At 66.5% G+C, this 19,275-nt stretch carries 18 protein-coding genes; 10 read left to right on the top strand and 8 right to left on the bottom strand.

The features are described from left to right. Positions 1-2: 2 nt before the first annotated feature. The 6 genes from QTI24_RS02585 to QTI24_RS02560 all read right to left on the bottom strand — a co-directional run bounded on the left by QTI24_RS02585 (position 3) and on the right by QTI24_RS02560 (position 5,943). The gene (locus tag QTI24_RS02585; RefSeq protein ID WP_286598124.1) at positions 3-1,139 is read right to left on the bottom strand and encodes an HlyD family secretion protein; all 1,137 of its coding nucleotides are present in this window, start codon (positions 1,137-1,139) and stop codon (positions 3-5) included. Beyond that, positions 1,140-1,724, bottom strand: a complete 585-nt coding sequence (locus QTI24_RS02580; protein ID WP_286598123.1) for a DUF3302 domain-containing protein — start codon at positions 1,722-1,724, stop codon at positions 1,140-1,142. A gap of 64 nt (positions 1,725-1,788) precedes the next feature. After that, a complete protein-coding gene (locus tag QTI24_RS02575) occupies positions 1,789-3,384 on the bottom strand; it encodes an acyl-CoA carboxylase subunit beta (protein WP_286598122.1) in 1,596 nt (531 codons plus the stop codon). Continuing rightward, positions 3,381-4,958: a class I adenylate-forming enzyme family protein gene (locus tag QTI24_RS02570; protein ID WP_286598121.1), complete on the bottom strand. Its 1,578-nt coding sequence runs from the start codon at positions 4,956-4,958 to the stop codon at positions 3,381-3,383. The genes QTI24_RS02575 and QTI24_RS02570 overlap by 4 nt, the downstream gene beginning before the upstream one ends. Positions 4,959-4,963: 5 nt before the next feature. Then, complete coding sequence (locus tag QTI24_RS02565; protein ID WP_286598120.1) at positions 4,964-5,710, bottom strand: GntR family transcriptional regulator; 747 nt, start codon at positions 5,708-5,710, stop codon at positions 4,964-4,966. Positions 5,711-5,715: 5 nt separating this feature from the next. Next, a complete protein-coding gene (locus QTI24_RS02560) occupies positions 5,716-5,943 on the bottom strand; it encodes a biotin/lipoyl-binding carrier protein (protein ID WP_286598119.1) in 228 nt (75 codons plus the stop codon). A gap of 163 nt (positions 5,944-6,106) precedes the next feature. On the opposite strand from QTI24_RS02560, the gene QTI24_RS02555 reads away from it, so the two are divergent. From QTI24_RS02555 to QTI24_RS02510, 10 genes are all read left to right on the top strand, one after another. Continuing rightward, positions 6,107-6,607 (top strand): acetyl-CoA carboxylase biotin carboxyl carrier protein, encoded by a 501-nt coding sequence (locus QTI24_RS02555; protein ID WP_286598118.1) that lies wholly within the window; start codon positions 6,107-6,109, stop codon positions 6,605-6,607. Between the two features lies 1 nt (position 6,608). Beyond that, positions 6,609-8,060: an acetyl-CoA carboxylase biotin carboxylase subunit gene (gene accC, locus QTI24_RS02550; protein WP_286598117.1), complete on the top strand. Its 1,452-nt coding sequence runs from the start codon at positions 6,609-6,611 to the stop codon at positions 8,058-8,060. Next, positions 8,057-9,514: a beta/alpha barrel domain-containing protein gene (locus QTI24_RS02545; RefSeq protein ID WP_286598115.1), complete on the top strand. Its 1,458-nt coding sequence runs from the start codon at positions 8,057-8,059 to the stop codon at positions 9,512-9,514. Before accC ends, QTI24_RS02545 begins: the two co-directional genes overlap by 4 nt. A 3-nt stretch (positions 9,515-9,517) precedes the next feature. Beyond that, positions 9,518-11,020, top strand: a complete 1,503-nt coding sequence (locus QTI24_RS02540; RefSeq protein ID WP_286598114.1) for a carboxylase — start codon at positions 9,518-9,520, stop codon at positions 11,018-11,020. Further along, a complete protein-coding gene (locus tag QTI24_RS02535; RefSeq protein ID WP_286598113.1) occupies positions 11,017-11,253 on the top strand; it encodes an enoyl-CoA hydratase/isomerase family protein in 237 nt (78 codons plus the stop codon). Before QTI24_RS02540 ends, QTI24_RS02535 begins: the two co-directional genes overlap by 4 nt. After that, positions 11,250-11,408, top strand: a complete 159-nt coding sequence (locus tag QTI24_RS02530) for a hypothetical protein (protein WP_286598112.1) — start codon at positions 11,250-11,252, stop codon at positions 11,406-11,408. The genes QTI24_RS02535 and QTI24_RS02530 overlap by 4 nt, the downstream gene beginning before the upstream one ends. Further along, a complete protein-coding gene (phaZ, locus tag QTI24_RS02525) occupies positions 11,405-12,241 on the top strand; it encodes a poly(3-hydroxyalkanoate) depolymerase (protein WP_286598111.1) in 837 nt (278 codons plus the stop codon). Before QTI24_RS02530 ends, phaZ begins: the two co-directional genes overlap by 4 nt. Positions 12,242-12,288: 47 nt before the next feature. Next, positions 12,289-12,753, top strand: a complete 465-nt coding sequence (locus QTI24_RS02520) for a MaoC family dehydratase (protein WP_286598109.1) — start codon at positions 12,289-12,291, stop codon at positions 12,751-12,753. Positions 12,754-12,784: 31 nt separating this feature from the next. Then, on the top strand, positions 12,785-14,566 hold the full coding sequence (locus QTI24_RS02515) for an alpha/beta fold hydrolase (protein WP_286598107.1): 1,782 nt from the start codon (positions 12,785-12,787) through the stop codon (positions 14,564-14,566). A gap of 144 nt (positions 14,567-14,710) precedes the next feature. Continuing rightward, entirely contained in the window at positions 14,711-14,989 is a 279-nt protein-coding gene (locus QTI24_RS02510) for a hypothetical protein (RefSeq protein ID WP_286598106.1), read from the top strand. 7 nt (positions 14,990-14,996) lie between these two features. Here QTI24_RS02510 and QTI24_RS02505 read toward each other — a convergent pair whose 3' ends face one another. Together QTI24_RS02505 and QTI24_RS02500 are read right to left on the bottom strand one after the other, a co-directional pair. Next, positions 14,997-16,487: an alpha-amylase family glycosyl hydrolase gene (locus QTI24_RS02505; protein ID WP_286598105.1), complete on the bottom strand. Its 1,491-nt coding sequence runs from the start codon at positions 16,485-16,487 to the stop codon at positions 14,997-14,999. Next, on the bottom strand, positions 16,484-19,255 hold the full coding sequence (locus QTI24_RS02500; RefSeq protein WP_286598104.1) for an MGH1-like glycoside hydrolase domain-containing protein: 2,772 nt from the start codon (positions 19,253-19,255) through the stop codon (positions 16,484-16,486). The genes QTI24_RS02505 and QTI24_RS02500 overlap by 4 nt, the downstream gene beginning before the upstream one ends. Between the last annotated feature and the right edge of the window lie 20 nt (positions 19,256-19,275).

Genomic DNA, 19,275 nt, shown 5'->3' with positions numbered 1-19,275 from the left:
TCTCAATGCAACTTGAGGATCAGCACGTCGAGCTTGGAGCCCACACGCAGGATGATCTTGCGAATGATGTGGATCAGCGCGAGATGCTGGGTGTAGATGGCGCCCTCGCCCACCGCGCCGGCCGCGAAGAATTCGTCCTGGTGCCGCGAGTCCACGTCGAGCCTGACGCCGAAACGCCCCGGCGGGATCGGCGCCATGCCGGTCGTGGGCAACTGGGTCGCATTCGCCAGTTGTCCCTGGCCTTGCGCCCAGATAATGGACTCGACCTTGGCCTTGAAGATCGTGCCCGGCCGCGTCTTCAATGTGAATTCCGCTTCGTCGCCCGGCGCGACCTGGTGCAGCTCGTTCTGCTGATAGAGCGCGATGACCTGGTACTCGTTCTCGACGAAGGTCATCACCGGCGTGACCGGAAACGCCGCGGTCATCGAGCCGACCCGTAATTGCAGGTTGATCGCATAGCCGTCGGAAGGAGCGATGATGGTGGTCTGCAACAACTCCCATCGCGAGTTCTCGAGCTGCGCCTTGATCTGCGCGATTTCCGCCTGATCGTCGTCAACGGTCGCCGACAGGGTGGCACGAACCTGCGCCTCACCGGCGATTGATGCCGCGAGCTGCGCCTGCAGTTCCGCGACGTTCGCTTGCGCCTGTTCGAGCGCAAAACGGTCACCTGCCCCTGTCGCGACCAGTTGGCGGTTCTGTTCGACCCTGCGGCGCGCGAGTTCGAGTTGCGCCCGTACCGCGCCCGATTTCGAAGTCGCCGCCGTCAGCTCTTCGCGCATCTTGCGCGTGCCGCCCTCAGCATTCGCGAGCTGCGCCTCCAGCGCCTTGACCTGCAACTGGTACGGCGTCGGATCGATTTTGAACAGCACGTCGCCACGCTTGATCAGCTTGTTCGGCTCGATCGGCACCTCGATCACGCGCCCTCTCACCTGGGGCACGATGTTCACCACGTACTTGAACACCCGCACGTCGGCAGTGGACGGCGCGAAGATGTTGAGCAGCAGGACCAGCATCGTCAGCGCGACCACCGGGATGGTGATGACGATCACCATCGAGATGGTGTTCCAGGGCAGCAATTTGAACTTGAAGAAGATCAGCCAGACGAAGAAGGCATAGATGCCGAGCAGGATCGCTTCCATTTACACGGCCCCCCCTTCCGGCGTTGCCACGGCCGCGCTCCGTCGCTCTCGCGCGGCCAGCACGCGCTCGCGAACCAGTTGGAGTTCGGGTGTCAGGCTGCCGCGCCGCCCGAGCATGTTGAGCTCATCGAGCAGATGGTCGAGGTGCTCGCTCTCCAGTTCGTCGCGATGGGCCTTCTCGCCGTGTTCGACGAAGAAGTCCTCATGCTTCTCGGTGCCGAAGGCCATCTTGTAGCCGATGGGCCGCGTATAGGCCCAGAGCCAGGCGAGCGGCCAGAGCAACCCGCCGAAGACGAGGGACAGCAGGCACAAGGTGTGGATCGCGTCCTTTTGCGGATGATGGCGCTTCTCGGCGATCTTCTCGGGCAGCACATGCACGATCCAGAACAGCGCGATCGCCAGGCAGGGAACCAGAGCCAGCACGACCCAGGACATGACATCCGCCGCCGTATCGAGCGCATCGCCTTCCAGGAAGGATGCTTGTGCCCGCGAGGCCCACCCGCATGACAGCACTGCCGCTGTACACAGGCAGGCGCGGAAACAACCGGCGCGCCACTTCGTCGAACGCTCACTAGGCTGAAGCATCTCTGATCTCCTCCTGATCGAAAACGAATGTAACGGCCGGGGCGCCTTTGCGCAAAGGATTTGATCAGCGCATCGTACGACCGACCGGGCCGAGGCGCCGGCTCGCCGCCTGGTAGGCGTCCTCCACCCACGCGCACAGCAGCGGCCGCGTCGTCGCAGGCTCGATGATGTCGAGCACGCCGAAGCGCTCGGCCGTGCGCATCGGCGACGAGATGGCGTGGTAGTGCGCTTCGAGTTCCAGCCGGTGCGCGACGGGGTCCTCGGCAGCAGCGATGTCCTTCTTGTACGCTGCGGCAACACCACCTTCGACCGGGATCGAACCCCAGCGGGCCGACGGCCAGGCGTAGCGATTGGGCAGTGCGGTTCCCGAGGGCCCGTGCCACGGGCTCAGCATCGCGCCGGCGAGGCCCACGCAGCGCCGCAAGACGATCGCCAGCCACGGAACGCCCGACTGCTCGATGGCGTGCAAGGTCTGCATCGCGGCCGCGAGCGTGCCTTCGCGTTCCGCGTCGGGGCCGGTCATCACGCCCGGCTGGTCGGCCAGGTTGACGATAGGCAGGTGAAAGGTGTCGCACAGGTCGACGAAGCGTGCCATCTTCAGCGCCGCGGCACGCGTCAGCGCACCGCCCATCACCATCGGGTTGTTCGTCATCACGCCCACCGCATGGCCGTTCAGCCGGGCCAGGCAGGTGATGGTCGAGCCGCCGAAGTCCGGCGACAGTTCGAACACCGAGCCTTGGTCGAAGATCGCCTTCAGGATCTTGCGCGGCTGGAAGACCTTGCGCTTGTCGGCGGGGATCGCCTGGTTGAGCCACGGGTCGCAGCGATCGACCGGATCGTCGCAGGCCACACGCTGCGACTGTTCCCACACATTGCCCGGAAGATAGGAAAGAAAGCGACGCGTCGCCTGCAGCGCCTCTTCCTCGGTGTCGACAGCCAGTTGCACGGTGCCGCTGTAGCGATGCATCGCGTCATAGCCGCCGAGCGTTTCCTTGTCGACGTCGAGGCCCAGCGCCTGCTTCACGACGGGCGGGCCACCGGCGAAGATCTGGCTCTTGCCGCGAATCATGATGGCCAGGTGGGACGAAGCGACCCGCAACGCGCCCAGGCCGGCGCAGGCACCGAGCGCGATGCCGACCACGGGCACGGCGCCGAGCAGCTGCGTCATCGGCAGCATGGCGTAGCCAGGGATCTTGGTGTGGCCGAGCTTGTCGAGCAGCTTCACGCTGCCGCCGGCGCTGTCGACCATGCGCACTATCGGGAGCTTGTACTCGAAGGCGTAGCGGTCGGCAAAGATCCACTTCTCCGACACCGAGCCTTCCGACGAGCCGGCGCGGATCGTGAAGTCGTCGGACGAGACGACCGTCCGCCGTTCGGCGATCTTGCCGACGCCGACGACCGCATTGCTGGGCGTGAAGCTCTCGCGCTTGCGGTCCGCGCCGTACTTCACGGAACCCGCCAGCGTGCCGATCTCCTTGAAGCTGCCGGCGTCGAGCAGGTGATCGATGCGCTCGCGTGCCGTGAGCTTGCCCGCCGCATGGTGGCGCGCCACCTGCTCTTCGCCGCCCAGCTCGCGCGCGATGGCGCGGCGCTGCGCCAGCTCGTCGAGGTCTTCAGCCCATTCGCCCGCTGCGGGCTTCGTTGTCAGTGTCGTGTTCATTTGGAAATTGCTCCTTGGGAATGGCGAGCCAGCCAGGCGTCGCGAAGGTCGTTCTTGGTCACCTTGCCGGCGTGGTTGCGCGGCAGCGCATCGACGAACTCGATGACGCGCGGTTTCTTGTAGCCGGCGATCTGCTCGGCGCAGTGCCGGGCGAGCGTGTCGGCGTCGCTCGTATCTCCGGGGCGGCGGACCACGAAGGCCGCGATCACCTCGCCCCACTCCGCATCGGGAAGGCCGAGCACCGCCACTTCGGCCACGGCCGGGTGGGTGTGCAGAGCGTCCTCGACCTCGCGGGCGTAGACGTTGAAGCCGCCGCTGATCATCATGTCCTTGTTGCGGCCGACGATGTAGAGAAAGCCTTCGTCGTCGAAGCGTCCGAGGTCGCCGCTGTAGTACCAGCCGTCGCGGATGGACTCGCGCTCCAGGTCGGGACGACGCCAGAAGGCCACTTCACCAATACCGCGATGCGCGATCGCGATCTCGCCGACCTCGCCTGCTTTCAGGGGATTGCCATGGGCGTCCCGCACGGTGATGTCGACGTTCATCGTCGGGCGGCCGCACGAAGCGATGCGCTCCGAGGGCCGGCCGTCCTGCAGATGATCGTGCGGATAGAGCACGCACAGGGGCTGGACGGCCTCGGTCATGCCGTACTGCTGGCGCAGGATCGGCCCGAGACGTTCCAGGGCCTCGTGCACCGTGCTCGTCGGTGTAGGCGCGGTGCCGTAGTGAACGCGATTCAGTGCGGACACATCCGCGTCGGGGTTGGCGGCCAGCACTTCGAGCAGGCGGGTCATCATGGTGGGGACCACCATCAGCTGCGTGATGCGATCGCTCGCAATCTGCGCAATCACCTGTTCGGCATCGAAGCGGTCGGCCACGATGTTGCGTGCCCCACGCAAGTAGCAAGGCATCAGATGCACGCCGGCGGCGTGGGTGAGCGGACCCACGTGAAGCATGGCGTCGTCGATGCCCAGGCCGTACTCCATCGCGCCGAAATGGTTCGCCAGACGTGCCTCGAAGCGCTCGATGCTGTAGGCCACGCCTTTGGGCTGGCCCGTGGTGCCCGAGGTGTAGGCGATGCGCAGCAGCAGATTCGCGGGCACCTTGAGCCACGGCGCCCCGTCCGAGGCGCGGGCCAGCAGCATGTCGTAGTCGAGTACGTTGGCGTCATGCCAGCCCACGCCGATCACGACGCGCAGCGAGGGCACCATCATCCGCACCTGCTGCACCGACTCGCGGAACTCGGCCCCGGCGATGAGCACCGAGGCGCCCGCGTCGTTCAGGATGCCGGCCTGCTCGCGCACCGTGTGGCGGGCGTTCAGGGCCACGTAGCCCTGCGCAGCCTTTTCGGCGCCGAACTGGGCCTCGATGCTCTCCACCGAGTTGTTGAGCAGCACCGCGAGCCGTTCGCCGGGTGTCAGACCCAGGCCGATGAGCGTGTTGGCTAGCTGGTTGCTGCGGCGCTCGATGTGCGTGTAGCTGTAGCTGCGGTCGCGGAAGACAACGGCCGGTCGGTCGCGGAACTGCGCCGCCGCCCAGGACAGGGCGTGCCCTGCGATTCGTTCGGAACTCATGAGATTCAATCCTTTGTGCGGGTGGGAAGAGGCAGTGCCAGCTGCCGGATGGCTTCGCGCCGTAAGGCGTCGATGAGGTCTTCGACGGCGTCGGCCGCGGCGTTGGCATCGCCGGCCTTGAGCGCGCCCACCATGGCCCGCCAAGTGCGTGCCGATTCCTTGCGCCGGGCGGCGCTTGCCAATCCGAGCATCGAATAGCGCCGCGTCTGCCGCGCCAGGGATCCGACGATTTCCGCGAGCCGTTCATTGCGGGAAGCGTCGGCGAGCAGACGGCCGAGCCGGTTGCTGACAACGAGATAGGCTTCGGCACCGCCACCGCCTTGACCCACCGACTCGAGCTCGCACACGCCGGCGTCGATCGCGGCAATCAAGTCGTCGTTGTGAGGTGCCAGACGCCGGACCATCGCGCCGATCAGGTCGCGACGAATCTCGAACAGATCGCCCACTTCCTTGATGGTGAGCTGCGTGACGTGCGCTCCGCGATTCGGCTGGATGCGCACCACGGAATCTTTCTCCAGGATTCGCAACGCTTCTCGCACCGGGCCGCGGCTGACGTCGAGCTGCTCGGCAATCGTCTCTTCACGAATGCGATCGCCCGGCGCGTACTCGCCGCTCGCGATGGACGTGAAGATGCGCTCCGCGATCTGCTCGGCCAGCGTCATCAACTGACGGCCCGCCGATCCGGCGCGCGTCGGCGTCGCTTCGGCTTCCGCGCCATACGTCGCGTGATCGTCCGCCACTGACTTCTTCATGGCGCTCATTCCTCTTCGAAGACTGCGATTTCCTGTCCTTCGCGCACAGGAGCGCCCTCGGCGATGAGGATCTCGACCACACGGCCGGCCTCGGGGGCCACCACGGGGATTTCCATCTTCATGGACTCGAGAACCATCAGGGTGTCGTCCGCCAGGAGGACGTCGCCTGGCTTCACCAGGATCTTCCATACGGTGCCGGTGATCTCGGAGCGAATCTTTGTCTGCGTGGTCATGTGCGGGTGCCTCGTGTTGTGGCGGCGGAGCGCCGATGAACGAACTTTACTCGACATTCAGATTGTTGACAAGATGAATGTACCCATGCTTTAATCTGGGCATTGCAGCAACACAGCTGCGCAACGAAAGGCGGACACTCCCGCCGTACTGGAGACAAAGGCCATGCCCCTATCCCATACCGACGTACGTCGCATCCTCGAAATCCTCGACAGCGCCGCGCACCTCGAATCCCTCGACGTCACCGTGGGTGATTTCGAACTTCACGCCCGCAAGCCCGGCGCCTCGTCGGCCCTGGTCGAGCGGACACCGCAGAGCACGGCAAACCGCCTTGCAGATTCGGCCCGGTCGGTCGAATCCCCGGCCGGCACTTCCTCCGCCGCCGCGCCGGAAGCCTTGACGGAAGTACCCGAAGGCCTGATCGCGGTGCGCTCTCCGATGGTCGGCAGCTTCTATCTGCGGCCGAGCCCCGATCAACCGCCCTTCGTCGCCGTCGGCAGCACCGTGCAGGCCGATGACACGGTCTGCCTGGTCGAGGTCATGAAGATGTTCAACACGGTCAAGGCCGGCGTCACGGGCACGGTCGAGCGCATCGTGATCGAGAACGGCAAACCGGTGCAGCACGACCAGATCGTGATGCTGATCAAGCCGACGCAGGGAGCCTGACATGAGCAAGACTGTTTCCACCCCCGTGGCGAAGCGCGACATCCGGCGCGTCTTCGTAGCCAACCGCGGCGAGATCGCCGTGCGCGTGATCCGCGCCTGCCGCACCCTCGGCATCGAAGCCGTGGTCGGCGTGTCCGAAGCCGACACCGAGACGATGGCCGCCAGGATGGCCGACGAAGTCGTCGTGCTCGGCCCCCCGCTCGCCTCCGAAAGCTACCTGCGTGCCGACAAGATCGTCGAGGCGGCCCTGCAGACCGGCTGCGATGCGGTGCACCCTGGCTACGGCTTCCTCTCCGAGCGCTCGTCCTTCGTGCGCGCCTGTGTCGACGCCGGGCTGGTGTTCGTCGGCCCCTCGGCCGATGCCATCGATGCGATGGGCGACAAGATCACCGCGGTGGGCCTGGCCCAGAAGGCCGGCGTGCCTCGCGTGCCGGGTTCGGGTGCACTGTCCGACGTGGCGCATGCGCAGCGCGTCGGCGCCGAGATCGGCTACCCCGTGCTCATCAAGGCAACGGCCGGCGGCGGTGGCCGCGGCATGCGCATCGTGCGGAACGAGAGCGAACTCGAATCGCTGATGAGTTCCGCTTCCAACGAAGCGCAATCCGCCTTCGGCGATGCCACGCTGTACATGGAGAAGTTCATCGAGCACGCGCGCCACATCGAGATCCAGGTCATGGCCGACATGCATGGCAACGTGGTCTACCTGGGTGAGCGCGAATGCTCGACCCAGCGCCGCCACCAGAAGCTCATCGAGGAGGCGCCCTCGCCTGCCGTCGACGAGGCAATGCGCCGCGCCATGGGCGAGTGCGCCGTGAGCCTGACGCGCAATGCCGAGTATTGCGGCGCCGGCACCATCGAGTTCGTCGTCGACCAGCGCGACAACCGGTACTTCTTCCTGGAGATGAACACGCGCATCCAGGTGGAGCATCCGGTGACCGAGATGATCACCGGCTACGACCTGGTGGCCGAACAGATCCGCGTCGCGGCCGGGCTGCCACTGTCGTTCACCCAGGCTGACGTGCACTTGCAGGGCCATGCGATCGAATGCCGCATCAACGCCGAGGACCCGGACCGCAACTTCCTCCCACGCCCCGGACTAATTTCGCGCTGGGAAGTACCGACCGGCGAAGGCATTCGCGTCGACAGCCACTGCTATGCGGGCTATACCGTGCCACCCTACTACGACTCGCTGCTCGGCAAGCTCATCGTCCATGCGCCGACGCGTGAGCAGGCCATCGCGCGCATGCGCCAGGCGCTCGGCGGGCTGCATGTCGAAGGGCCTTCGACGACGGCGCCCTTCCATGACTCGGTGCTGGCGCACGACGATTTCGTGAAGGGCAAGGTCACGACGCGCTGGGTGGAGGAAACCTTCCTGCCGGAACGCAAGGCCGCGCAGAAGGCCGCAGCCCAGGCCGCCAAGGCGGCGCAAGCCGAAGCCGGAGTCCAGCCATGACCGATGCCGTGCTGCGTTACACCGACGTCAGCCTGACCGACGGCCAGAGCGCCCGCTGGGCCGGCGGCATGACGACGCCCATGGCGCTCGCCCTCGCCCAGCGTCTGGCCGCCACACGCCCCGCGGCGGTCGAGATCGCCTCCATGGCCACGCTGCAACAGTGCGTGGCGCGCGGCGAGAACCCCTGGCAGCGCATCGAACTGTTGCGGGAGCGCTGTCCCGGCGTACCCCTGCGCGCGGCTCTGTCGCTGCTGACCGACCACGGCAAGCGCGGATGCGACGTCATTTCGACCGAAGTCGCAACGCTGTGGCTGCGCGAGCTGGCGCAGCGCGGTGTGTCCGAGATCGTGCTGATCGACCCGCTACTGGACATCGAGCGCATGGCGCCGGTGCTGAAGGCGGCCAAGTCGCTCGGCCTGACGACGATTGCCGCCCTGGCGTATGCACAGGAGTCGACGCGCAGCGACGATGACCTGCGTGCGAAGGCGTCGGCCCTCGGCGATGCAGGCGCCGACCGCGTGATGCTCCGCGACGAAGCCGGCCTGCTGACCACCGACCGGCTGGCCACCCTGCTGCCAGCCCTGCGCCGCGGTCTCGGCACGACGCCGCTCGACCTGCACCTGCGCTGCCAGACGGCGCTTGCGCCCATGGTTGCCCTCGAGGCGGTGCGCCTCGGCATCGATGGGCTCGACACCGCGTTCGCGCCGGTGGCGAACGGCGCATCGGTGCCGGCGCTCGGCACGCTGCTGAAATCGTTGCGCCTGTTGAAGCAGGGCACTCCCGTCGGCGACCAGTTGCTGCACGCCGTCGGCGAGGCCGGCCGGCTTCTTGCCGAGATGGCCGACTGCCACGGCTTCGCGCCGGCCCGCGCCTGGGTTTTCGACCTCGCGCCCTACGCCCACGAGCTGCCGGGCGAGGTCGCCGCGCAGTTCATGCGAAAGCTGGCCGCTGCCGGCCTGTCACCCCAGTTGCACGCCTTTGCCAACGAATGCGCCCGCGTGCGCAGCGAGGTCGGCGCACTGCCGATGCTGGCGCCATTTGCAAGGCCGATTGCCGAGCAGGCGCTACTGCATCTGCAGGGCGTGCCCCGCTATGCCGAGATTCGGCCCGGCGTGCGACGTGCGCTGCAACAGGTCTACGGCGCGGCGTCGAAAGACGTCGATGCCCGCCTGGCGCGACGAGTCGGCGCGCTGCCGAAGGCGGCCGCAACGTCGGTGGACGCATTGCATGCGGCCCACCCCGAGGCGAGCGATGCCGCGCTGGTGATCTCGCAGACCTGCGGCGTGGCGCCCCAAGCGCTGCCCGCATCCGCTTCGCCCGAAGCACTGCGCTACGTGGGCGTGACGCCTGCGGAAGCTCTTCTCGCCGGCCTCACGGCACGCGCCGCGCCCTATGCGCAGCTCAGCGTGCAGGGGCCCGGCGTCTCGATCCAACTCCAAGGCACGGAGGGCTGAACCATGCTCGACCATCTGAAGAAACTCGTCGTCGCGCAAACCGCGCGCAACGGCCAGCGCCGCACCGTCCACCTGACCGACGACACGCTGCGCGACGGGCAGCAATGCCTGTGGGCCACCCGCATGCGCACCGAGCACATGCTGCCCATCGCCGAACGCATGGACCGCGCCGGCTTCCTCTCGATGCAGGCGATCGCGCTGGTCCAGTTCGATGCGAGCGTGCTGTTCCTGAACCAGGACCCCTTCGAGCGCATCCGCCTGCTCAGCCAACGGGTGCGCAACACGCCGCTGCGCGCGGCCGTGCGCGGCAACCTGATGCGCGGCTTCTTTCCGGTGGCCGACGACATCACCGAGCTTTTCATCGAACGGCAGATCGCCAACGGCATCCGTGAGATCGGCCTCTTCGACGCCCTGCTGTGCTCGGACAACTTGGCCCCGAGCATCGCCGCGGCGCATCGCCTCGGCGCCGACGTGACCTACCTGCTCGGCTACAACATCGCGCCGGGCTACGACGATGCGCTCTACGCCAGCAAGGCGCGCGAAGCCGTCGAGCGCTTCGGTGTCCGGACCATTGCACTCGCCGACGCGGCCGGCGTCCTGACCATCGAACGGGTGCGCACCCTCGTGCCGGCTATCAAGAACGCCATCGGCGACCGCGCCAGGCTGGAGTTCAACACCCACTGCCTGACCGGCCTCGGGCCACTGCTCGCGATCGAGGCCGCGGTGCACGGCGCCGACAGCATCCTGACAGCGGTCGACCCCCTGGCCAACGGCAACTCGCTGCCGGCATCCCAGATGATTGCGCGCAACCTGCGCGAGATCGGCTTCGACGTGGCGGTCGACGACCGTCTGCTCGACGAGGTCGGCGACTACTTCGGCGCACTGGCCGAACGCGAAGGCCAACCGGTCGGCGTGCCCGCCGAGTACGAGCCCAGCCACTACATCACGCAGTACGCGGGCGGTGCCATGAGCAACCTGGAGTCGCAGCTCAAACTCGCCGGCATGACCGACAGGCTGCCTGCGGTGCTGGAAGAGATCGGGCGCGTGCGCGTGGAGCTCGGCTCGCCGATCATGGTCACGCCCTATCCCGCGATCGTCTCGGCGCAGGCGGTGATGAACGTGCTCAACGGCGAACGCTACAAGGTCGTGCCGGACGAAGTGAAGAAGTACGTCTGCGGCTATTTCGGCGAACTGCCGTTGCCGGTCGACGCGAACGTGAAGGACCGGATCATCGCCAACGGCTCGAAGGATGTGGCCCTCGTGCCGCCCGTCATCGAGCCAGTGCTGCCAGGGCTGCGCCAGCGCTACAACGGCATCGGCGACGATGAACTGCTGCTGCGCTACATGTATGGAGACGAGAAGATCAACGGCCTCGGGCCGACGGCGACGGACGACAGCTTCAGCCTCCGGCACCCGGTGGTCGATCTCGTGGCCGGCCTCGCCCGGCGCGAGCGCAAGGCCCAGGTGCAGCTGTCCGGCAACGGGTTCTCGCTGAGCGCCAATTGAAAGCCTGGACGACGATCGAGGTCACCGATGTGCATCCGCACATCGCTGTGCTGACGATGAAGCGGCCCGACCAGCGGAACGCGATCAACGCGACGATGGCGGATGAGCTGGAGGACTGCCTGACCAGCCTGCAAGACAGGCCGGATCTCAGCGTGCTCATCGTCACTGGCGCGGGCTCGACCTTCGGGGCCTCGGACAGCGCCATCTTTTCCCCGCCTGAGGTGAGGATGTGAGCGCGGCCAAGCAACTCATTCTCCAGAGCAGCGATCTGGACCTGCCGTCGGCCATGGCGCTGTCGTGCGCACTGCGCAATCCGATGGATGGCACCGCCGCCGCCGCGGAAGGAATCCAGGCGTGGGCCGGCGAGCGGAAGCCGGAATTCTCATGACGGCAGCCACACGAACGCGAGGCCCGTTGGTCATCGAGATGATGAATCTCGGCACGGACGACGACCCCAGGATGGTGCGCGTCGGCCATCAAGCCGGCGACGGCCAGGGCGTGCCCCTGCTGCTGTTCAACGGCATCGGCGGCAACATCGAGCTGCTGGCGCCGCTGGCGGAGAAGATGCCCGAGCGCGAGATCGTCGTCTTCGACATCCCGGGTGTCGGCCAGTCGGAACTGCCGCGCTGGCCCTACCGCCTTGGCGGTATCGCGCGGCTGGCCGCACGCATCCTGGACCGCTTCGGCATCGACGAGGTCGACGTTCTGGGCGTTTCCTGGGGCGGCGCGGCAGCGCAGGCGTTTGCCTGCACCTGCAGCCAGCGCTGCCGCCGGCTCATCCTCTGCGCGACGGCACCGGGCGTGGTGATGATCCCCTCCAGCCCGAGCGTTCTGTGGAAGATGGCGACGCCCAAGCGCTACATGAACGCCGAGTACGCGCGCACCATCGGCGGCGACATCTACGGCGGCGATTTCCGAAGGAACCCGGCACTCGCGACCGAAATGTTCCGCCACGTCAAATACAAGTCGCGACTGGGCTACTACCTGCAGTTGCTGGCCGCTACGGGCTGGACCAGCATCCACTGGCTGCCGGCGCTGCGCCAGCCCACGCTGCTGATGGCGGGCGCCGACGACCCGCTGGTGCCGCTCGCCAATGCGCGCCTGATGCACCGGCTGATCCGCAAATCGGAACTCAAGGTCTTCGATTGCGGGCACATGTTCCTGATGACCCGAGCCGACGAGTCGGTCGCGGCCATCCGCGAATTCCTGGACAAGCCCTGATCCCATCGGGGGCGCCAAGGCCCCTTCCTTCCTGAATCCTGCATTCCATGAACACCCCTGACATCACCTTTCAAACGCTCGCCGGCCTTGCGGGCCAACGCATCGGCTCCTCATCGTGGATCACCCTCGACCAGGCTCGCATCGACGAATTCGCCCACTGCACGAACGACGCGCAATGGATCCACGTGGACGTGGAGCGCGCCGCGAAGGACAGCCCCTTCGGCGGCACCGTCGCCCACGGATTCCTGACCCTGTCGCTGCTGGCGCCGACAGTCTTCGACGTGCTGATCTCGCGCATGCATCTCAAGCAGGCGGTGAACTGCGGCCTGGACAGAATCCGCTTCCTGGCGCCGGTGCGCGCGGGCAAGCGAGTTCGCAACCACATCAGCGTGGTCTCGCTGGAGGACAAGGGCAACGGCCGCCACCTGCTCACCACGGAGAACACCGTGGAGATCGAGGGCGAGGACAAGCCAGCCCTGGTAGCGAATGCCACGGCGATGCTGATCGCCTGACCCCGGACCTTCGAGAGACGAGGAGACAAACATGACGACGAAATCATCGGCCGCCGAGACGGTCACCCTGAACAAGACCGCTTCGGCGTCGAAGCGCAGGCGCTCCGCCGCCGATCCCATGACGGTGGTCAACGAACTCACCGAGTTGATCGAGCGGGCGAGCGAGAACACCCTGGCACCGAACCCGCTCATCGGGCTGCGGCCTGCCGACTTCGCGAAAGCCACGCAATCGTTGCTCAAGCTGGCAACGGTGTCTCCGGGCGCCACGGTCGGGTCGCTCGCCCGGTATGCCAAGTCGCTGGGCCAGATCGTGCAGGGGCGCTCCGAGCTGGCGCCGGACCCGAAAGACCGGCGCTTTGCCGATCCGGCGTGGCAGGGCAACTTTCTCTACAAGCGTCTGATGCAGAACTACCTGCTCACGCACAACGAATTCAACAGCCTGATCGCGGACTCCAGGCTGGGAGACCGTGAGAAGGGCCAGGCGCAATTCCTCACAGCGCTGGTGACCGATGCGCTGGCGCCGAGCAACTGGCTGGCTGGCAACCCCGCCGCGGTGCGCAAGATCGTCGACACCGGCGGCGGCAGCGTGGTGAGCGGCCTCAAGAACCTCGTCCACGACATGCGGCACAACCACATGATGCCGATGCAGGTGGACAGCACGCCGTTCAAGATTGGCGAGAACATGGCGACCTCGCCCGGCCAGGTCGTCTATCGCTGCGAAACCTTCGAGCTGATCCAGTACACGCCCACCACGCCGAAGGTGTACCAACGCCCGCTGGTCATGGTGCCGCCGCAGGTCAACAAGTTCTACGCCGTCGATCTCGCGCCGGAAAAGAGCCTCGTGAAATGGGCGGTGGACAGCGGCGTGCAGATGTTCATGGTGAGCTGGCGCAATCCCACGGCCGAGCACCGCGACTGGGGCGTCGAGCACTACGCGATGGCGGTGGACCAGGCGGTCGATGTCGCGCGCAGGATCACCCGCAGCCCCGACGTGAACATGTGGGGCTCCTGCTCGGGCGGCATGACGCTGGCGGCGTACCTCGGGTGGCTCGCGGCCATTGGCGACCGCAAGGTGGCGAACGTCTCATGGGCCGTGTGCGTGCTCGACGGCGCCCGCGCGATGACCGACACCACATTGGGCCTCTTCAATGCACCCGCAGCCGTGCGCGCGGCGCGCGCCCGCTCGCGCAGCAAGGGGGTGGTGGAAGGTTCCGAGATGGCGAGCATGTTCGCCTGGCTGCGGCCCAACGACCTGATCTGGAACTACTGGGTCAACAACTACCTGCTGGGCAACAAGCCGCCGGCCTTCGACATCCTGGCCTGGAACGCGGACACCACACGGCTGCCGGCGCGCTTCCATTCCGACCTGCTGGACATCATGGAAAAGAACCCGTACGTCCACCCGGGCGCCATGACCATCCGGGGCGTGCCGATCGATCTGTCGAAGGTGGACATCGGCGCCTACGTGATCGGCGGCATCACCGACCACATCACGCCATGGAAGAGCTGCTATGGCACGGCGCGATTGTTCGGCGAGGATTCGACCTTCGTGCTCGCCAACGCCGGCCACCTGCAAAGTCTGATCAACCCGCCGGGGGCGCCCAAGGCCTTCTTTTCGACCGCGCCAAGCCGCCACGCCGACCCGGATGAATGGGCGCGAACCGCGGTGCGTCAGGAAGGCAGTTGGTGGCCGCACTGGCGCGCGTGGATGCAGAAGCGCTCGGGAACCCAGGTGGCCGCACCCGCCAAATCCGGCTCGCGTTTCCATCGCCCGCTTTGCTCCGCACCCGGGGAATACGTGCTGGAGACGTAACGCGAAGAAAAGTGCCCGCACTGACTGAAGAGGAAACACTTTTTCATTGGACGTCCGGGGCGCCGGCGCGGATCATTGGGTGGCATGCAATGGCATGGCAATGCATCCGCTTGGCGTGCCTGCGCTGATCGTGGAGGCAAGGAAATGAGCGAAGCAATCTACTGTTTCGACACGGCTACGGTGCGGTTCGCGATCTACCCTGAAGGCCCGGGCGGCGAGCGAGTCGTCGCCGAGATCGCGGAAGATCCGCTGCGCGACCTGTTCGGTGCTGACGGCGGCGGCGACACCCTGGTGGAGGCCTACAAGGCGAACGCCGCGATCATCGACACCTGCGCTCTGGAGCGCCATCACGAGGCGCCGCATCACCCCGTGCTGCTGGAAACGCGGGATTTCGAGGCGATGGAGCACATGGCCGGCGCCTGAGCCGCGATCAGGCCATCCATTGCACGTCGAAGACGTGTTGGCCCCACGGCGGCATGTCCAGGAACAGGCCACGGGCCAACAAATCATCACCAGCCCGGTCGTAGACCGCCGGGCCGAGCAGATCCCGTAGCCGCAAGCTGCGCCCCGCCATCTGCGAGAAGGGCAAGTGCACGTAGCATTGGGACTGCTGCGGTGAACAGTTCACGGCCACGAGCAACCGTTGCTGCGCGGCGTCTTCCCAACGGAAAGCGATGAAGTTGTCCGCCGTGGGGTTGTCGACCCATGCCGGCGCGCAGCCCAGCAGGGACCAACTGCCGTTGCGCACGATCGGCAGGCGCAGCACGGCGAGCAGCCGCTCGTAGAACTGCTGGAGCGCGGCGTCCACGGCTTCATCCGGCGCGCGGATCAGGTGCGGCGAGATCCGGATTCGCCGCCCCTCGAACTGCCCCTGGTGGAAGAAGCGCAGCCCGGGCGAAAGGAAAGTCAGCACCGCGGCGGCGGCGTGGATGTCGGGCGTGAAGGTGGATGCCGCGCGCGGCTCGTCGTGGTTCTCCAGAAAGCGCGCCAGCCTGTCCTGATAGGCCATGTCGGCGCACAAATGTTCGCGCACGGGGCGCGCGCGCTGCTCGTGCAGGCGGTCGTACAGGCGCTTGTCGTAGGTGTAGTCAAAGCCCTGCTGCTGCAGGGTCCATTCCATGTCCCAGTAGACCTCGGCCATGAGCAGGAACGCGGGATGCGTGCGCCGCACCGTGCCGATCGCATTCGGCCAGAACGGTTCAGCCCGGATGCCCCAGGTGCGCTCGAACACTTCGGGCAGCACGAGCATGGCCATGTCGCAACGCACGCCGTCGCACTGGCCGGCGATGCGTACCAGCTCGCCGATCATCGCGGCCTGCAACGCAGGGTTGCCGTAGTCGAGTTGCAGCGTGTCGGGCCAGCCGTCGAAATACGGGTCACGGCCGTAGGCGATCAGCAGCGATCCGTTCTTCGTCTTCACGCGGCCGTAGTTCTGGGGCGAACGCGCCAGATCGGCTTCCGTGCCGTGCACGAAATAGTCAGGGTGCGCGTCCGTCCACGGATGGTCGGGCGCCATGTGGTTCGGCACGAAGTCGAGCATCAGGCACAGCCCTCGTTCGCGCATGCGCGCGCGCAATCGCGCCAATGCCGCATCGCCACCCAGGTCGTCGTGCACGCGGTAGCCGGTGATCGCGAAGCCCGAGCCCGCGATGTCCTCTTCCTGCAAGTCGGGCAGCGTGTGCTCGAATTCGCGCCGCCACGACGGATTGCTGCGCGAGATGCGTTGCGCGGCCTCCCCCGTCTGCCAGACGCTCAGCAGCCAGATCCAGTCGAAACCCATCTCCGCCAGTCGATCCAGTTCGGCGTCGGCGATGTCGTCCAGCGTCGCCCGACGCCCGAGCGAACGCGACAACGCGATCAGCCAGACCCGCGTGTTGATCTGGTAGAGCACCGGATAGCGTGACTCGGGCACGGCGATCACCGCCGGGTCTCGAATCCGGGACCTTGCCTGCCATGCAACGCCCGCGCTGCCGCGGCCTCTGCGCCCGGCATCAGCAGCAGGTCCCGGGTCAGCACGGCGTTGAGCTGAATGACACGGGCCACGCAGCCGGTCCAGCCGGTCTGGTGGCTGGCGCCGATACCGGCCCCGGTATCGCCGTGGAAGTACTCGAAGAACTGCAACAGGTCGCGCCAGTGAGGGTCGTCGCGGAACTTCGACGCCATGCCGTACGCCGGTCGGCCGCCGCCGCTGTCTCGCAGGAAGATCCGGCTCAAGCGCTCGCCGAGTTCCCTCGCTACTTCGAGCAGGGTCATCACTTGTCCCGAGCCAGTGGGGCACTCGACCTTGAAGTCCTCGCCGAAGTAGGCGTACAGGCGCAGCAGCGAGGTGTACAGCAGGAAGTTGATCGGCATCCAGACCGGCCCGCGCCAGTTGGAATTGCCGCCGAACATGCCCGAGTCGGAATCGCCCGGCACGTACGCCACGCGGTACGACTGCCCTGCGTGCTCGAAGACGTAAGGGTGCTCCAGATGGATGCGCGACAGCGCGCGAATGCCATGCGGGCCAAAGAACTCGTTCTCGTCGAGCATGCGCGCGAGGATGCGTCGCAGCTTCTGCTCGTCGACGATGGCCAGCATGCGGCGGTTGGCCACGCCAGGCTCCTGCGGCAGATGCATGCTGGCCGCGAGTTCGGGGTGGCGCGCCAGGAACAGCCGCGCGCGTTCGCCGAACTTCGGCAGCTTCTGGAGGATGTCCTCTTCGAACACGGCCACCGCGGCCAGCGGCAGCAGGCCGACGATGGAGCGCACCTTCAGGCGCGTGGCGTTGCCGTCAGGGAGACGCAGCACGTCGTAGAAAAATCCATCCTCCTCGTCCCACATCTCGTCGTGCCGGTCACCGACGCGGTCCATCGCCCCGGCGATGAACAGCGTGTGCTGGAAGAACTTCTCGACGAATTCCTCGTACAGCGGCTCCTCCAGCGCCAGTTCGACGGCGATGCGCAGCATCTGCTGGCTGAAGAACACCATCCAGGCCGTCCCGTCGGCCTGGTCCAGGTAGCCGCCCGTGGGCAGCGGCGACGAGCGGTCGAACACGCCGATGTTGTCGAGCCCGAGGAACCCGCCCTCGAAGACATTGGCGCCGGTGCGGTCCTTGCGGTTGACCCACCAGGTGAAGTTGACCAGCAGCTTGGAGAAGGCGTACTTGAGAAACTCGATGTCCCCCTGCCCTCCCCGGCGCTCCTTGTCGACGAGGTAGAGCTGCATCGTCGCCCAGGCGTGCACGGGCGGATTGACGTCGCCGAAGTTCCATTCGTAGGCGGGAAGCTGGCCGTTCGGATGCAGGTAGTCGTTGCGCAGCATCAGGTCGAGCTGCTGCTTGGCGAAGTCGGGGTCGACCATGCCCAGCGGGATCATGTGAAAGGCCAGGTCCCACGCGGCGTACCAGGGGTACTCCCACTTGTCGGGCATCGAGATGATGTCGTCGTTGAACATGTGCCCCCACTCGCTGTTGCGCACCCGGCGGCGCTCCGACAGCGGCAGTTGGGTGCCTGCGCCATGCTCGTCGAGCCAGAGGTCGAGGTCGTAGTAGAAGTACTGCTTGGTCCACAGCATGCCGGCCAGCGCCTGGCGCATGACGTTCGCGCGGTCGGGGTCATCGCGGATGGCGGGCGGCGTCACCGAGGCGTAGAACGCGTCGGCCTCCTGGAGCCGGGCCGCGAAGACGGCATCGAAGTCCACGAAGGGGCTGACCGGGACGCCGCCCTCGCTCGCCTTCAGGCGCAGCCTGACCACCTGGGACTGCCCGGCAGAGACGTCGAGCTGGTAGTGCGCGGCCACCTTGGTGCCTTGCTGCGCCGGGTTGATCGCCTCGCTGTCGCCGTGCACGATGAAGTTGTGAATGCCGTCCTTCACGAAGGCGGAGGCGTTGGTCCCGCCGAACAGCCGGGCGTTGTTGGTTTCGTTCTCGGTGAAGAGCAGCGGCACGTCGGCGTCGCAATGCAGGTCGTAGCTGCCCAGCGATTCCAGGAACAGCGGATCGGTATGGCGGGCGCGGACCGAAGCCCCTGTGGAACCCACGCGCTCCAGGATCGGCTTGGACCCTCCACCCGGCTGCGACCAGGTGTTGCGGAACCACAGCGTCGGCAGCAGATGCAGCGACGCCGCTTCCGGGCCGCGGTTGAAGACCGTGATCCGCACCAGCATGTCGTCCGGCGCGGCTTTCGCGTATTCGACGAAGACGTCGAAATAGCGGTTGTCGTCGAACACGCCGGTGTCCAGCAACTCGTACTCCGCATCGTGCTTGCCGCGGCTGCGATTGGCGGAGACGATGTCGCCGTAGGGATAGGCCGCCTGTGGATACTTGTACAGGTACTTCATGTACGAGTGCGTGGGCGTCGAGTCGAGGTAGAAGTAGTACTCCTTGACGTCCTCGCCGTGGTTGCCCTCGCTGTTGGCCAGTCCGAAGGCGCGCTCCTTCAGGATCGGGTCGCGTCCGTTCCACAGCGCCAGCGCGAAGCACAGCACCTGGTGGTCGTCGCTGATGCCACCCAGGCCGTCCTCACCCCAGCGGTAGGCGCGCGAGCGGGCCTGATCGTGGGAGAAGTAGTTCCAGGCGTCGCCGTTCTCGCTGTAGTCCTCGCGCACCGTTCCCCATTGCCGCTCGCTGAGGTACGGGCCCCACTTCTTCCAGGCCGCCCCGTTCGCCTGCGCTTCGTCGAGGCGTTGCTTCTCTGCTGCGTCGATGCTCATGAGATGGTCTCCTCGAGCCC

Source organism: Variovorax sp. J22P240, from assembly GCF_030316855.1.
Classification (GTDB): Bacteria; Pseudomonadota; Gammaproteobacteria; order Burkholderiales; family Burkholderiaceae_C; genus Variovorax.
This window is presented reverse-complemented; position numbering and strand designations above follow the sequence as displayed.

Coding starts and splice junctions, on each gene's coding strand:
- phaZ (WP_286598111.1), top strand. CDS start 11,405: ATGACGGCAGCCACACGAACGCGAGGCCCGTTGGTCATCGAGATGATG.
- QTI24_RS02540 (WP_286598114.1), top strand. CDS start 9,518: ATGCTCGACCATCTGAAGAAACTCGTCGTCGCGCAAACCGCGCGCAAC.
- QTI24_RS02545 (WP_286598115.1), top strand. CDS start 8,057: ATGACCGATGCCGTGCTGCGTTACACCGACGTCAGCCTGACCGACGGC.
- QTI24_RS02560 (WP_286598119.1), bottom strand. CDS start 5,943: ATGACCACGCAGACAAAGATTCGCTCCGAGATCACCGGCACCGTATGG.
- QTI24_RS02585 (WP_286598124.1), bottom strand. CDS start 1,139: ATGGAAGCGATCCTGCTCGGCATCTATGCCTTCTTCGTCTGGCTGATC.
- QTI24_RS02500 (WP_286598104.1), bottom strand. CDS start 19,255: ATGAGCATCGACGCAGCAGAGAAGCAACGCCTCGACGAAGCGCAGGCG.
- QTI24_RS02575 (WP_286598122.1), bottom strand. CDS start 3,384: ATGAACACGACACTGACAACGAAGCCCGCAGCGGGCGAATGGGCTGAA.
- QTI24_RS02520 (WP_286598109.1), top strand. CDS start 12,289: ATGAACACCCCTGACATCACCTTTCAAACGCTCGCCGGCCTTGCGGGC.
- QTI24_RS02570 (WP_286598121.1), bottom strand. CDS start 4,958: ATGAGTTCCGAACGAATCGCAGGGCACGCCCTGTCCTGGGCGGCGGCG.
- QTI24_RS02510 (WP_286598106.1), top strand. CDS start 14,711: ATGAGCGAAGCAATCTACTGTTTCGACACGGCTACGGTGCGGTTCGCG.
- accC (WP_286598117.1), top strand. CDS start 6,609: ATGAGCAAGACTGTTTCCACCCCCGTGGCGAAGCGCGACATCCGGCGC.
- QTI24_RS02580 (WP_286598123.1), bottom strand. CDS start 1,724: ATGCTTCAGCCTAGTGAGCGTTCGACGAAGTGGCGCGCCGGTTGTTTC.
- QTI24_RS02555 (WP_286598118.1), top strand. CDS start 6,107: ATGCCCCTATCCCATACCGACGTACGTCGCATCCTCGAAATCCTCGAC.
- QTI24_RS02515 (WP_286598107.1), top strand. CDS start 12,785: ATGACGACGAAATCATCGGCCGCCGAGACGGTCACCCTGAACAAGACC.
- QTI24_RS02565 (WP_286598120.1), bottom strand. CDS start 5,710: ATGAAGAAGTCAGTGGCGGACGATCACGCGACGTATGGCGCGGAAGCC.